Below are 14,659 nucleotides of genomic sequence, written 5' to 3'. Positions count from 1 at the left end.
AAATCCCGCCAGAAATAAAGAAAGGGCTTGTCCTTTTATTAGGTGAGAAATTTTTCGAAAGAATGTACTCTTTAATGACTGATTTTTTTAAGAAAGGATAATTGCGTATTTTTCTAAAAAACTGTATGATAGAATGAGTGTGATTTTTAAAGGAAATAGAATGAAAAAGTTTATGGAAAAAGTGAGTATTCTCTCACTTTCTTTAGTGTTGACGACATCCTTCTCGATTTCCAGCGCCCAATCGGCTATGTTTGCATTTTATAAAGATTTGCCGGAAAGCTGGATAGAATTGCTGGTTTCTTTGCCATCGGCTGGAATTATGCTCATGCTAGTTTTAAATGGCCTAGTGGAGAAATATTTATCGGAGCGAAAGATGATTGTGACGGGGCTCTTGATTTTTTCTCTTTGTGGCTTTGTTCCTCTCGTGAATAAGGCATATTGGGTGATTTTTGCCTCGCGACTGATCTTTGGTATGGGAGTTGGTTTGCTCAATGCCAAGGCCATCTCGATTATCAGCGAACGTTATGAGGGCAAGGAACGGATTCAGACCCTCGGTCTACGTGGGTCGGCTGAAGTTGTCGGGACGGCCCTCTTGACACTTGGAGTGAGCCAGTTGCTTCGCTTTGGTTGGGAAATTTCTTTCTTGGTCTATGCTTCGGGTTTGATTGTTCTAGCCCTCTATCTACTCTTTGTTCCCTATGGCAAGGAAGAGAAGCATCATGAGGCTCATCAGGAAGGCAAAGGACTGACAGCTGCACAGTGGTCTTTGACAATCGGCCTAGCCCTAGTAGCAGGGGTCATTGTCTTGACGAATGTGGTCATCAACGTGCGCGTGCCCGGACTGGTTGAAAAGTCTGGCATGGGCAGTGTTCAGACGGCAGGCTTGATTCTTTCAAGCATGCAGTTGATTGGGATTGCCGCAGGCTTATCCTTTGCACCGCTTCTTCATTATTTTAAGGAAAATTTATTGACGGTTGCAGGAGTGGTCTTTGGTCTTACTGCGATCATGATTGGTTTGGCACCCAATCTCTTGCTCTTGAGTGTGGTGACCATTGCTTCTGGCTTTGTTTATAGTGTCAGTCTGACATCGATTTTCCATATTCTTTCCGAGAGAATCCCTAGCAAATCCCTGAATCAAGCAACTTCGATTGTGATTTTAGGCTGCAGTGCTGGAGCTACAGCTACAACCTTTTTCTTGTCTTTGATTGGTCAATTTTCAAGCCAAGCTTCCTTTATCTTTGGCGTTTTGGGAAGCCTGATGGTTTTGATGGCAGTGCTGGCTTTTGGCATTCTCAAGAAAAAGTCTGCTTAGGAGAAGAGTATGCGTCTGGATAAATTTCTAGTGGAAAGTGGGCTTGGCTCGCGCAGTCAAGTCAAGCAACTATTGAAAAAAGGTCAAGTCTGGGTCAACGGAACAGCAGCCACATCAGCCAAGACACAGATTGATGAACGGTCGGATCAGATTGTGGTGGATGGTCAGACTTTGGTTTATGAAAAATTTGTCTACTACCTATTGAATAAACCCAAGGGTGTCATTTCCGCCACTGAAGATGACCGCCATAAAACGGTTTTAGATTTGTTGGACGATACTGCCCGTCAAAAAGAAGTCTTTCCTGTGGGGCGGTTAGATGTGGATACGCATGGGCTTCTACTTTTGACCAATAATGGTCAGTTATCGCACGCTATGCTATCTCCCAAACGCCATGTGGCTAAGGTTTATCAAGCTCAGGTTGCTGGTCTGATGGATCAGGCAGATGTTGAGCGTTTTGCCCAAGGAATCGAACTCAAAGATTTCACTTGCCAGCCTGCTCAGCTCGACATTCTCGAAAGAGATGAAGGAGCGAAGACCAGTCTGGTCCGTATCACCCTCTCAGAAGGTAAGTTTCATCAGGTGAAGCGGATGGTTTTAGCATGTGGGAAGGAAGTCACCGACCTTCAGCGTTTGTCTATGGGGCCTCTGCAGCTAGATCCAAGTCTGGAGTTGGGTCAATGGCGGCGCTTGACAGAAGAAGAAATGCAGAGCTTGGAAATTTTTCAAGTTGAACTATAGAGAACTAGGAAAGTGGAGCAATTTATTGCTTCACTTTTTTGCTCTATTTGACAGTTAAGCCTTGATATGATAAGATTTAGGTAACTATATCTAGAAAAAGTTTCAGAGGAAATTATGGCAATTGAAAAGACAGTCAGCGAGCTGGCCGAGATTTTAGGAGTCAGCCGTCAGGCAATCAATAATCGTGTCAAGGCCTTGCCGCCAGAAGATACAGAAAAAAATGAAAAAGGGGTCACAGTCGTGACCCGCAGTGGCCTGATTAAGCTAGAAGAAATTTATAAAAAGACCATTTTTGAAGATGAGCCTGTCAGCGAGGAAGTCAAGCAGCGTGAGTTAATGGAAATCTTAGTGGATGAAAAAAATGCCGAGATTTTGCGTCTTTATGAGCAACTAAAAGCTAAAGATAGCCAGTTGGCTAAAAAAGACGAGCAACTTCGTATCAAGGACGTGCAGATTGCTGAAAAAGACAAGCAGCTAGACCAGCAGCAGCAGTTGACAGCCAAGGCTATGAGTGAGCGGGAGACTCTCCTTTTGGAGCTGGATGAAGCCAAGGAGAAGGTACAAAAGCAGGAAAACAAAGGCTTTTTTGCTCGTTTGTTTGGTAAATAAGAAAGAGGCTGGGACAAAAGTCCTAGCCTCTCAATTGTCTTTGGATTGTCGAGCAAGACGCAGTGGTTGAGTGGACTTTACTAGCCTGATTTCATCAGCTTTTACAGCCCTACTCAACTGTGCTAAGGTGGGACGACGAAATCGAATTCTAACGAATGACCGATTTCTGTCCCACTCTCTTATTTGTCAAAGAAGGAGTGGAGCCAAGACGGCAATAACAGGAGTGGACTCATTGGAGCAATTTTGTATCCGATGTAACTTTCCTCCCCCCTGTTTCGCACGAATTGCTGAAAGGAGAGTGAAATGAAACCAGAAAAACTTAGTTTTAAGCGCCTTTATCATAATTTAGATAAAATCCTAGTTCTCTTTTTCATGGTCTTTATGATGATGGAGTATGCTTGGATTCCCTTTAATTCCTATGCAGCAGAGTATCTGCTCAAACAGACAGGCTACCTCTTTTTGTCCTACAATAATGTCTGGGCAGTCCTCAGTTCCAATTGGCTGGTTGGTCTAGCCTTTCTAGTCCTTGTTGTGGCCAATCTCTTTGTCGCCTATTTCCAAAGTGGCATGATTTTTATGGGAATTCGCAATCTTTTGGACCAAGAAAATCGGCCAGTCTTTGCTTTTCTTGGAAAAACATTCAAGGATAGTTTTGCGCTTGTCAAGAAGGCTGGTCCAGGGAAAATGCTCTTTATCGTCCTTTATATGGGTTTTCTTTTTCCCTTCTTGCGCAAAATTTTGAAAATCTATTATCTCAATAAAATTTTGGTTCCGGATTTTATTGTCACCTATTTGGCAAATAATATTTTTTTCGCCGTTTTCATGGGACTTCTTGTAGTCGGCATGCTTCTAGTGGCAGTGCGACTAATGTTTGCTCTACCACAGCTCTTTTTTGAGCACGCAACAGTTCCTCAGGCAATTCGCTTTAGTCTGGCCAAGACCAAGAACCGCCTTTTCTTTTACACTAGGCATATTTTTTGGATTATTATCAAAAGCTTTCTGCTTTATACTTTTCTCTCAGCTCCAGCTATACTAGGACAGAGATATGCGAACACTCAACCAAATGAGGTTGTCCTCTTTAGCGGTATTGTAGCTTTTGTCCTAATCAAGTTGTCCTACTATATTATGCTGTCCTATTTCCTTCTCAAATTTGTCTCCTTCCTGACGGATCGTACCTTAAATGACTATCCACCGAAAAGAGGCCTGTCTCTAATGCGTTGGTTTGTTCTGACTATTGCCAGCTCAAGCTTTGCATTAGAAGGATATGTTTATCTAAATTTCCCTTTGGAGAACGTTCCGATTACGATTTCCCATAGAGGGGTTTCGAGGGAAAATGGAATCCAAAATACCGTAGAAGCGCTGGAAAAAACAGCCTTGCTCAAGCCTGACCTAGTAGAAATGGATGTGCAGGAAACTAAGGATGGGCAATTTGTCATGATGCATGATGCAAACCTGAAGCAGTTGGCAGGCCTTGATGCCCAACCTCAAGACTTAACCTTGGCTGAGTTGACTTCGCTAGAGATTTCAGAAAATGGCTATCGAGCTAAGATTTCTAGCTTTGACGATTACTTTACTCGTGCCAATCAACTCGGCCAGCGTCTCTTGATAGAAATCAAGACCAGCAAGAAAGACTCCAAGGATATGATGGAGCGATTCTTGAGCAAGTATGGTGCCAAAATCAAGGTTTATCAACACCAGATTCAGTCTTTGGACTACCAAATTATCGATCAGGTAGTCAAATATGACTCCTCTATCCCCAGTTTCTTTATCCTGCCTTATAATACAATCTTTCCACGAACTAAAGCTTCTGGCTACACCATGGAATACTCAACCTTGGATGAAAATTTTGTCAATAAACTCTGGCAATCCGACAAACGTCTCTATGACTGGACCATTAATGATGAAGATAGTATCGTCAAATCTTTTCGCTTAGGAGTGGATGGGATGATTACAGATGATTTGGAGTTGGTTCAAAGTTCCATCAAAGAACTCAAGGATGATCCGGACTATACTACCCTTCTATTAAATAAGTCTTTAGACTTGCTAAGTTTTTCTTAGGATAGCAGTGGAACATGAACACGAGTAATAGAGTAGAGTCATTGCATGGCTACAATAATATTCAGAAAATTTAGTTTACTTTTTTCCTTTCTTGTGCTATAATCCTAAGTAAACCTAAAAAACAAAATTGGAGAATTCGTATGAAAAAAAGCAAAGTATTAGCTTTAGTTGGGGTTAGCCTTCTTTCAGTAGGCGTTTTAGCTGCTTGTTCTGGTTCATCAAAAGGAAACAGTGAAGCAAAAGCTTATAATTATGTCTATACTGCTGATCCAGAAACATTGGACTATGTGACATCTGGTAAAGCTTCAACAGTTGACCTTGTGACAAACGGTGTGGACGGTTTGTTGGAAAATGACCAATATGGTAATTTTGTACCGTCTATTGCAGAGTCTTGGACTGTTTCTAAAGATGGTTTGACTTATACCTATAAAATCCGTAAAGATGCTAAATGGTATACTTCAGAAGGTGAAGAATACGGCGATGTGACAGCTCAGGACTTCGTGACTGGTCTCAAGCATGCTGCTGACAAGAAATCTGAAGCCCTATATCTTGTTCAACAATCTGTAAAAGGCTTGGATGACTATGTGACTGGTAAGACAACTGACTTCTCTACTGTCGGTGTCAAAGCAGTTGATGACCACACGCTCCAATATACTTTGAACCAACCTGAACCACAGTGGAATTCAAAAACAACTTCACAAGTTCTTTGGCCAGTTAACGCAGATTTCCTTAAGAAACAAGGGGACAAATTCGGTCAATCTACTGATCCATCTTCTATCCTTTACAATGGACCATTCTTGATGAAGTCTATCACTGCTAAGTCTGCTGTTGAATATCAAAAGAATGAAAACTACTGGGATAAAGAAAATGTCCATATTGACACAATTAAGTTGTCTTACTTTGATGGACAAGACCAAGATGCCCTTGCTCGTAACTTTAAAGACGGCGCTTACACAGTAGCTCGTCTCTACCCTACAAGCTCAAACTATGCTGGAGTAGAAAAAGACTTTAAAGACAACATCTACTTTACTGCACCAGCTGCTAGTGTAAATGTGATGAGTATCAACCTTGACCGCCAAGGTTACAATCACACAAGTAAAACAACAGATGCTCAGAAGTCTGCTACTAAGAAAGCGATTCTTAACAAAGACTTCCGTCAAGCCTTGAACTTTGCTATTGACCGTAAGTCTTATTCAGCACAAGTTAATGGTGAAGAAGGTGCTCCTTACGCTGTTCGCAATACTTTTGTACCGCCAACTTTTGTTCAAGCCGGCGATAAATCCTTTGGTGATCTAGTCGAAGAAAAAGTGGCTGCATTGGGTGACGAATGGAAAGGTGTTAAACTTGAAGATGGTCAAGACGGACTCTATAATGCTGAGAAGGCAAAAGCAGAGTTTGCAAAAGCAAAATCTGCCTTACAAGCAGAAGGAGTAGAATTCCCAATCCATCTAGATCTTCCAGTTTCTCAAACATCGAAACCATTGATCAACCGTGCTCAATCCCTTAAGCAATCTGTTGAAAAGGCTTTGGGATCTGAAAATGTGGTGGTAGATATCCAACAAATGTCAGAAGATGACCTCTTCAATATTACTTACTACGCACCAAATGCTGCTGCTGAAGATTGGGATATTTCAGTCCTCGTTAGCTGGGGTCCTGACTATCAAGATCCATCAACTTACACAGACATTCTGAAAACTTCAGCAGCTGAAACGACAAAAACCTACCTTGGCTTTGAAGGAGCAGATAATGCTGCAGCTAAGCAAGTTGGTTTAGATGAATATGATCGCTTGGTAGATGAAGCGGGTAAAGAAACTTCAGATATTGTTACTCGCTACGAAAAATATGCAGCGGCTCAAGCTTGGTTAACAGATAACTCTATTATTGTTCCATTGATGGCAAACCAAGGAGCGGCACCATTTATCTCACGTATCGAGCCATTCTCAGGCGCTTATGCCCAAACTGGTAATAAGACAAGTTCTACTTACTTCAAACGTCTTAAAGTTCAAAATGAAGTAGTAACGAAGAAAGACTACGAAGCAGCTCGTAAGAAATGGCTGAAAGAAAAAGAAGAGTCAAATGCGAAAGCACAAAAAGATCTCGAAAGTCATGTAGAATAAATCGTTCACTAGAACTTTCTCTAATAACGAGAGAAAGTTCTTTTGAAATTTAAAGGAAACGATAAATGAAAAAATACATTTTTATGCGTATTTTACGCTCACTTGTGTCGATTTTCTTGGTAACGACCTTGACCTATACTATTATTTATACAATGGTTCCGAGAAGATTGATTTTCAAACAAGACCCAAACTATAATAAAATAGCCACAACCGAAGATAAAAAGACAAATTATGAAAATACAGTCTATGAGCGGATGGGCTATGTTGACTACTATGATACAAAAGAGTTGCAGGAAAAAGCCAAGAAAGAAAATAAATCTGTAACGACCGAGCCGACCGAAGAGAACAAGAAGATCTACGAAGCCTATATTGAGAAACTTGGCAAAGGTTGGAAATTGTATCAATTCAAAGAAAGCAAGGAATTCTATGCTGTTCGTGAGGTTCCAGTTTACGAGCGTGTCATTGAGTTTTACGCAAATCTGATTCAGATTGACCATCCAAATGTGATTCAAGATGAGGAAAATCCAGATCTTAAGCGCTATATTCGTATCGAAAATGACCCTGCCATTGGTTGGTCAGTCGTAGGTTCTGGTACTCGTCATAAATATCTTCTATATTTTAATGGCCAATTCCCATTTGTTCACCAAAACTTTGTTAGTTTGAACCTAGGAAATTCTTATCCTACTTATGCGAATACGCCTGTATTGCAAGTTATTTCCCAAGGACAAGGTCAAACAAAATCATCAGAAGTTCAATTCCCAACAGGTAAGAAAACTTCTGCTGTAGATATTTACTCTCGTACCTACAAGACTCCAAGCAAGGCAGACTCGCAAGATATTGCTAAATATGGCAAGGGAGATGCTTACACTGCAACCAAGAATAACTATCAAAACCCATCGATGATTGTCAGCTCATCTATTATTGGTCTGATTGGTGTGGCGCTTTCTTATTTGATTGCTGTTCCGCTTGGTTCTTATATGGCTCGTTTGAAAAATACTTGGTTTGATAGTATTTCAACAGGTGGCTTGACATTCATGATGTCACTGCCAACCATCGCTCTTGTTTATATTGTTCGTTTGGCTGGTTCAGCTATTGGACTTCCAGATTCCTTCCCAATTTTGGGAGCAGGCGACTGGCGTTCCTATGTTCTGCCATCTCTTATCCTTGGTCTTTTAAGCGCGCCATGGACAGCTGTCTGGATTCGTCGTTATATGATTGACTTACAATCCCAAGACTTTGTTCGCTTTGCCCGTGCCAAAGGTCTTTCTGAGAAAGAAATTTCGAACAAGCACATTTTCAAGAATGCGATGGTGCCGTTGGTGTCTAGTATTCCAGCTTCTATCGTTGGTGTTATTGCAGGTGCGACCCTGACAGAAACTGTCTTCGCCTTTCCTGGTATGGGTAAAATGCTGATTGATTCTGTTAAGGCATCTAATAACTCAATGGTGGTTGGTCTTGTATTTATTTTCACCTGTCTTTCAATTTTTGCCCTCTTAGTTGGTGATATCTTGATGACAATGCTTGATCCACGTATTAAATTAACATCTAAAGGAGGTAAATAATGGCTACAATTGATAAAAGTAAATTCCAATTTGTCAAACGTGACGATTTTGCCTCTGAAACGATTGATGCTCCGGCTTATTCATACTGGCGCTCCGTTATGCGTCAGTTCTTGAAAAAGAAATCAACGACGATCATGTTAGGGATTCTGGTTGCCATCGTTTTGATGAGTTTCATTTATCCCATGTTCTCGAAATTCGATTTTAATGATGTCAGCAAGGTAAATGACTTTAGTATGCGTTATATCAAACCAAATGCTGAACACTGGTTTGGTACAGACAGTAATGGTAAATCTTTGTTTGATGGTGTTTGGTTTGGTGCGCGGAATTCTATCTTGATTTCCATTATTGCAACACTCATTAACCTGATTATCGGAATTATTATTGGTGCACTCTGGGGAATTTCCAAGTCAGTTGACCGCATCATGATAGAAGTCTACAATATTATTTCAAATATTCCTTCCCTCTTGATTGTCATTGTCCTGACCTACTCTATTGGTGCCGGTTTCTGGAACTTAATCTTCGCTATGACTATCACTGGCTGGGTCGGGATTGCTTATACAATTCGTATTCAGATTCTGCGTTACCGTGATTTGGAGTACAATTTGGCTTCCCGGACTTTGGGAACACCAACTCTTAAAATTGTTACCAAGAATATCATGCCTCAGTTGGTATCTGTTATTGTGACGACAACTTCTCAAATGCTTCCAAACTTTATCTCTTACGAGGCTTTCCTGTCCTTCTTTGGACTTGGTCTTCCTGTAACAGTACCAAGTTTGGGACGCTTGATTTCCGACTATTCACAAAACGTAACAACCAACGCTTACCTTTTCTGGATTCCATTGACAACCCTGATCTTGGTATCCCTGTCCTTCTTCGTAGTTGGTCAAAACTTAGCCGATGCAAGTGATCCACGGACACATAGATAGGAGTAAATATGACAAAAAATAAAAATGTAATATTGACTGCTCGCGATATTGTCGTGGAATTTGACGTTCGTGACAGAGTATTGACTGCCATTCGAGGCGTTTCCCTTGACCTAGTTGAAGGTGAAGTTCTAGCTCTGGTTGGAGAATCTGGCTCTGGTAAATCTGTTTTGACAAAAACATTTACTGGAATGTTGGAAGAAAATGGCCGTGTAGCTCAAGGAACGATTGATTACCGAGGAACTGATTTGACTGCTCTAAAGAGCAACAAGGACTGGGAACCCATTCGTGGTGCTAAAATTGCGACTATTTTCCAAGATCCGATGACTAGTCTAGATCCGATTAATACAATCGGAAGTCAAATTACCGAAGTTATCATCAAACACCAAGGAAAAACAAGTAAAGAAGCCAAAGAAATGGCAATTGACTACATGACAAAAGTTGGAATTCCAGACGCTGAAAAACGTTTTGAAGAGTATCCCTTCCAATATTCTGGTGGGATGCGCCAACGGATTGTTATCGCGATCGCCTTAGCTTGTCGTCCAGATATTCTGATCTGTGATGAGCCAACAACGGCCCTCGATGTGACGATTCAAGCCCAAATTATTGACTTGCTCAAGTCATTGCAGGCAGAATACCATTTTACGACCGTCTTTATCACCCACGACCTTGGTGTTGTAGCAAGTATTGCTGATAAAGTGGCGGTTATGTATGCTGGTGAGATCGTTGAATATGGAACGGTTGAAGAAATCTTCTACGATCCAAAACATCCATATACGTGGAGCCTGCTGTCTAGCTTGCCGCAGTTAGCTGAGGCAAATGGTGAACTTTACTCGATTCCAGGTACACCACCGTCGCTATATACTAGCATTAAAGGAGATGCTTTCGCACTTCGTTCAGACTATGCAATGGCTATCGATTTCGAAGAAAAAGCTCCTGCCTTTCAGGTTTCCGATACGCACTGGGCTAAGACCTGGCTCTTGCACGAAGATGCACCAAGGGTTGAGAAGCCAGCTATTATCGAAAACCTTCATGATAAAATTCGTTCAAAAATGGGCTTCAATCACTTAGAAGCTTAGGAGGAAGGAAATGGCTGAAAAATTAGTTGAAATTAAAGATTTAGAAATTTCCTTCGGCGAAGGAAGTAAGAAGTTTGTAGCTGTAAAAAATGCGAATTTCTTTATCAATAAAGGAGAAACTTTTTCCCTTGTAGGTGAGTCTGGTTCTGGTAAGACGACCATCGGCCGTGCTATCATCGGCTTGAATGATACCAGTGCAGGTGACATCTTATACGAAGGCAAAAAAATCAACGGGAAGCAATCCAAATCTGATGAAGCTGAATTGATTCGTAAGATTCAGATGATTTTCCAAGACCCAGCAGCCAGCTTGAATGAGCGTGCTACGGTTGACTATATCATTTCAGAAGGTCTTTATAACTATCATCTTTTTGAAAATGAAGAAGATCGTCAGGAAAAAGTTAAGAATATCATTCGTGAAGTCGGTCTCTTGGCTGAGCATTTGACACGCTATCCTCACGAATTTTCTGGTGGTCAACGTCAGCGGATTGGGATTGCTCGTGCCTTGGTGATGGAGCCAGATTTCGTCATTGCGGATGAGCCAATCTCTGCCTTGGACGTATCTGTCCGTGCGCAAGTCTTGAACCTTTTGAAAAAATTCCAAAAAGAACTTGGCTTGACCTATCTCTTTATTGCCCACGACCTATCGGTAGTTCGCTTTATTTCAGATCGAATTGCTGTTATCTATAAAGGGGTTATTGTTGAGGTTGCAGAGACAGAAGAGTTGTTTAACAACCCGATCCACCCTTATACGCGGTCGCTATTGTCTGCTGTGCCGATTCCAGACCCAATTCTGGAGCGCAAAAAGGTCTTAAAGGTTTACGATCCAGAGCAGCATGACTACTCAGTGGATCAACCTAGCATGGTTGAGATCCGTCCTGGTCACTATGTCTGGGCTAATCAGGTAGAAGCTGACCGCTATAAAAAAGAATATAAATAAAAAAGAAGCTGTAGAAACATGAACTTGAATGTTTCTCGGCTTTTTTTTTATTGTTATTTCAGCAAATTTACGGAGATATACGCAATCGCTTGCATACTATGATTTCACCTTATTCTATATATTATTCCACTAAATATAGGAAAAAGTCCCAAAATAATTTTTATAAAAGCCTTTACAAAATACAAAATAGTGGTATAATAGTAACATGAAATGCAAACGATTTCATCAAGGGGTGGTTTGTGTAAAATATAAGGAGGTCTGGATGATGAAAGATTCATTCAAAAACATTTTTAGCTTTGAATTTTGGCAAAAATTCGGTAAAGCTTTGATGGTGGTTATTGCGGTTATGCCCGCAGCAGGTTTGATGATCAGTATTGGTAAGTCAATTCCGATGATCAACCCTGAACTAGGTTTTCTAGTGACTACTGGTGGCGTTTTAGAACAAATTGGTTGGGGGATTATCGGAAACCTGCATATCCTCTTTGCTCTCGCTATTGGAGGTAGCTGGGCGAAAGAACGTGCTGGCGGTGCCTTTGCGGCAGGTTTATCCTTCATTTTGATTAACCGTATCACTGGGGTTATGTTCGGTGTATCAAGCGATATGCTGAAAGATTCTAAAGCAATGGTTAGCACTCTCTTAGGAGGAAGCATCAAGGTTTCTGATTACTTTATCAGTGTCCTTGAGTCTCCTGCTTTGAATATGGGGGTTTTCGTCGGGATTATCGCTGGTTTTGTCGGAGCAACAGCTTATAACAAATACTACAACTTCCGTAAATTGCCAGATGCTTTGTCATTCTTCAATGGTAAGCGTTTTGTACCGTTCGTTGTTATCTTGCGTTCAGTAATCGTAGCAATTGTTTTGTCATTTGTATGGCCAGTTGTTCAAACAGGTATCAACAACTTTGGTATTTGGATTGCTAACTCACAAGATACTGCTCCAATCTTGGCACCGTTCTTGTACGGTACTTTGGAACGTCTCTTGCTTCCATTCGGTTTGCACCACATGTTGACGATCCCAATGAACTACACACAACTTGGTGGTACTTATGAAGTATTGACTGGTGCTGCTAAAGGTACTCAAGTATTTGGTCAAGATCCACTCTGGTTGGCTTGGGTAAATGACTTGGTTGGTACTAAGACAGCTGATCCTACTAAGTACCAATATTTGCTTGACACATTCCATCCAGCCCGCTTCAAAGTTGGACAAATGATCGGTTCATTTGGTATCTTGATGGGTGTTATCTTTGCTATCTACCGCAATGTTGATGCTGACAAGAAACACAAATACAAAGGTATGATGATTGCGACTGCTTTGGCAACCTTCTTGACAGGGGTTACTGAACCAATCGAATACATGTTCATGTTTGTTGCAACACCAATGTATCTTGTTTACTCATTCGTACAAGGTGCTGCCTTTGCCATGGCGGATATTGTAAACCTTCGTGTGCACTCATTCGGTTCTATCGAATTCTTGACTCGTACTCCATTGGCTATCAATGCTGGTTTGGGTATGGATATCATTAACTTTATCTGGGTAACAGTTCTCTTTGCAGTAATCATGTACTTCATTGCGAACTTCATGATTCAAAAATTCAATTATGCAACTCCAGGACGTAACGGTAACTATGAAATAGCTGAAGGTTCAGAAGCTGCTTCATCAGAACAAGTTGGTGCAAAAGTAGCTGCTTCTTCTCAAGCAGTGAATGTCATTAACTTGCTAGGTGGCCGTGCTAATATCGTTGATGTTGATGCATGTATGACTCGTCTTCGTGTGACTGTTAAGGACGCAACAAAAGTTGGTTCTGAAGAAGAATGGAAAGCTGAAGGCGCTATGGGCTTGGTTATGAAAGGTCAAGGCGTTCAGGCAATCTACGGACCAAAAGCTGACGTTCTTAAATCTGATATTCAAGACTTGTTGGATTCAGGAGAAGTGATCCCTGAAACTTTGCCAAGTCAAAAAGCTGAGTCTGCAGCTGCAGCAGTTAGCTACAAAGGCGTGACAGAAGCAATCGAAACAGTTGCTGATGGTGAAGTTGTTAAGTTGGAAGATGTTAAAGATCCAGTCTTCTCACAAAAAATGATGGGTGACGGATTTGCAGTTGAACCAGCAAATGGCAAGATCTATTCTCCAGTAGCTGGTAAAGTGACAAGCGTCTTCCCTACAAAACATGCTCTTGGTCTTTTGACTGAAGCTGGTCTTGAAGTGCTTGTTCATATCGGTTTGGATACTGTTAGCCTTGAAGGCAAACCATTTGAAGTACATGTAGCAGAAGGACAAACAGTTGCTGCAGGTGATCTTTTGGTAACAGCAGATTTGGCGGCTATTAAAGAAGCGGGTCGTGAAACAACCACTATCGTTGTCTTCACAAATGCTCCAGCAATCAAATCAGTAGCAGTTGAGAAATTCGGTAAAGTCGCTGCTAAGACAGTTGTGGCTAAAGTAGAATTGTAAGATAGAAAAGAGAAATCATGGCAAAATTCCTGACTTTAAATACTCATAGTTGGATGGAAGAAGAGCAAGAAAGCAAGCTAAATCAGCTAGCTGAGCGGATTCTTCAAGAAAAATATGACGTCATTTGCCTGCAGGAAGTCAATCAATTAGTGGAGTCTGAACAGGTTGTTCAGGCTCCATTTTATTATGCGGTAGATGGCGCCATTCCGATTCACCAGGACCACTATGCCCTACGTCTGGTTGAAAAGCTAGCTGAGGCAGGTCTGGACTATTACTGGTCTTGGGCTTATAACCATATTGGATTTGATATTTATAATGAAGGGGTTGCAATTCTGTCCAGAAAGCCCCTGAAGGCAAGAGAGCTCTTGGTGTCTGATGTCAATGATCCAAGTGACTATCATACGCGTAAAGTCTTGCTGGCAGAAACGGAGCTCGATGGTCAGCTCATCACAGTTGCTTCTTGTCACCTATCTTGGTGGGATAAAGGTTTCCAAGGAGAGTGGGCTAAGTTTGAATCTGAGCTCTTGCAAGTTGAGACTCCGCTGGTTCTCATGGGAGATTTTAACAATCCTGTCGATTATGAAGGCTATCAGCACATTATCCAAAGTCCACTTGCTCTCCAAGACAGCCATAAGGTGGCTGACCAAACAATTGGTACAGCGACGGTTGAAGGCGATATTGCTGGATGGGCAGGAAACAAAGACGCTCTAAAAATTGATTATATCTTTACAAGCAAAGATTTCAATGTTGAAAGATCTGCTGTTGTTTTTGATGGGCAACGTGGTCCAGTCGTTAGTGACCATTTTGGCTTGGAAGCTCAAGTCCATTTCTAAGCTTGTCTGAACAATACAAATAAATTAAAAAAATCGTTT

The 14,659-nt window shown here is 41.4% G+C and carries 11 protein-coding genes; all 11 read left to right on the top strand.

The window, feature by feature from the left end; all coding sequences use genetic code 11:
* Nucleotides 1–160: 160 nt before the first annotated feature.
* The 11 genes from FZ941_RS07240 to FZ941_RS07185 all read left to right on the top strand — a co-directional run bounded on the left by FZ941_RS07240 (nt 161) and on the right by FZ941_RS07185 (nt 14,620).
* Nucleotides 161–1,312: an MFS transporter gene (locus FZ941_RS07240; RefSeq protein ID WP_148887382.1), complete on the top strand. Its 1,152-nt coding sequence runs from the start codon at nt 161–163 to the stop codon at nt 1,310–1,312.
* A gap of 9 nt (nt 1,313–1,321) precedes the next feature.
* Nucleotides 1,322–2,050 (top strand): pseudouridine synthase, encoded by a 729-nt coding sequence (locus tag FZ941_RS07235; protein ID WP_148887381.1) that lies wholly within the window; start codon nt 1,322–1,324, stop codon nt 2,048–2,050.
* A 114-nt stretch (nt 2,051–2,164) separates the two neighbouring features.
* Nucleotides 2,165–2,659: a DUF536 domain-containing protein gene (locus FZ941_RS07230; protein ID WP_015605274.1), complete on the top strand. Its 495-nt coding sequence runs from the start codon at nt 2,165–2,167 to the stop codon at nt 2,657–2,659.
* Nucleotides 2,660–2,962: 303 nt separating this feature from the next.
* Nucleotides 2,963–4,717 (top strand): glycerophosphoryl diester phosphodiesterase membrane domain-containing protein, encoded by a 1,755-nt coding sequence (locus FZ941_RS07220; RefSeq protein WP_148887380.1) that lies wholly within the window; start codon nt 2,963–2,965, stop codon nt 4,715–4,717.
* Between the two features lie 140 nt (nt 4,718–4,857).
* The gene (locus FZ941_RS07215) at nt 4,858–6,834 is read left to right on the top strand and encodes a peptide ABC transporter substrate-binding protein (RefSeq protein WP_148887379.1); all 1,977 of its coding nucleotides are present in this window, start codon (nt 4,858–4,860) and stop codon (nt 6,832–6,834) included.
* 65 nt (nt 6,835–6,899) lie between these two features.
* Entirely contained in the window at nt 6,900–8,396 is a 1,497-nt protein-coding gene (locus FZ941_RS07210) for an ABC transporter permease (RefSeq protein WP_148887378.1), read from the top strand.
* Nucleotides 8,396–9,322, top strand: coding sequence for an oligopeptide ABC transporter permease OppC (oppC, locus tag FZ941_RS07205; protein ID WP_148887377.1), 927 nt, complete (start codon nt 8,396–8,398; stop codon nt 9,320–9,322). The genes FZ941_RS07210 and oppC overlap by 1 nt, the downstream gene beginning before the upstream one ends.
* An 8-nt stretch (nt 9,323–9,330) precedes the next feature.
* Complete coding sequence (locus FZ941_RS07200; RefSeq protein WP_005591881.1) at nt 9,331–10,398, top strand: ABC transporter ATP-binding protein; 1,068 nt, start codon at nt 9,331–9,333, stop codon at nt 10,396–10,398.
* A gap of 10 nt (nt 10,399–10,408) precedes the next feature.
* A complete protein-coding gene (locus FZ941_RS07195) occupies nt 10,409–11,335 on the top strand; it encodes an ATP-binding cassette domain-containing protein (RefSeq protein ID WP_148887376.1) in 927 nt (308 codons plus the stop codon).
* Nucleotides 11,336–11,597: 262 nt separating this feature from the next.
* Entirely contained in the window at nt 11,598–13,787 is a 2,190-nt protein-coding gene (locus tag FZ941_RS07190; RefSeq protein WP_148887375.1) for a PTS transporter subunit IIBC, read from the top strand.
* Between the two features lie 17 nt (nt 13,788–13,804).
* Nucleotides 13,805–14,620, top strand: a complete 816-nt coding sequence (locus tag FZ941_RS07185; protein ID WP_148887374.1) for an endonuclease/exonuclease/phosphatase family protein — start codon at nt 13,805–13,807, stop codon at nt 14,618–14,620.
* Nucleotides 14,621–14,659: the final 39 nt, after the last annotated feature.

Source organism: Streptococcus sp. Marseille-P6264, assembly GCF_902460355.1.
In the GTDB taxonomy this organism is placed as follows: domain Bacteria; phylum Bacillota; class Bacilli; order Lactobacillales; family Streptococcaceae; genus Streptococcus.
This window is presented reverse-complemented; position numbering and strand designations above follow the sequence as displayed.

Bases quoted from the DNA above. Each gene is read 5' to 3' on its own strand.
- FZ941_RS07230 (WP_015605274.1), top strand. From the start codon at position 2,165: ATGGCAATTGAAAAGACAGTCAGCGAGCTGGCCGAGATTTTAGGAGTC.
- FZ941_RS07210 (WP_148887378.1), top strand. From the start codon at position 6,900: ATGAAAAAATACATTTTTATGCGTATTTTACGCTCACTTGTGTCGATT.
- FZ941_RS07220 (WP_148887380.1), top strand. From the start codon at position 2,963: ATGAAACCAGAAAAACTTAGTTTTAAGCGCCTTTATCATAATTTAGAT.
- FZ941_RS07195 (WP_148887376.1), top strand. From the start codon at position 10,409: ATGGCTGAAAAATTAGTTGAAATTAAAGATTTAGAAATTTCCTTCGGC.
- FZ941_RS07215 (WP_148887379.1), top strand. From the start codon at position 4,858: ATGAAAAAAAGCAAAGTATTAGCTTTAGTTGGGGTTAGCCTTCTTTCA.
- FZ941_RS07235 (WP_148887381.1), top strand. From the start codon at position 1,322: ATGCGTCTGGATAAATTTCTAGTGGAAAGTGGGCTTGGCTCGCGCAGT.
- oppC (WP_148887377.1), top strand. From the start codon at position 8,396: ATGGCTACAATTGATAAAAGTAAATTCCAATTTGTCAAACGTGACGAT.
- FZ941_RS07185 (WP_148887374.1), top strand. From the start codon at position 13,805: ATGGCAAAATTCCTGACTTTAAATACTCATAGTTGGATGGAAGAAGAG.
- FZ941_RS07190 (WP_148887375.1), top strand. From the start codon at position 11,598: ATGATGAAAGATTCATTCAAAAACATTTTTAGCTTTGAATTTTGGCAA.
- FZ941_RS07240 (WP_148887382.1), top strand. From the start codon at position 161: ATGAAAAAGTTTATGGAAAAAGTGAGTATTCTCTCACTTTCTTTAGTG.
- FZ941_RS07200 (WP_005591881.1), top strand. From the start codon at position 9,331: ATGACAAAAAATAAAAATGTAATATTGACTGCTCGCGATATTGTCGTG.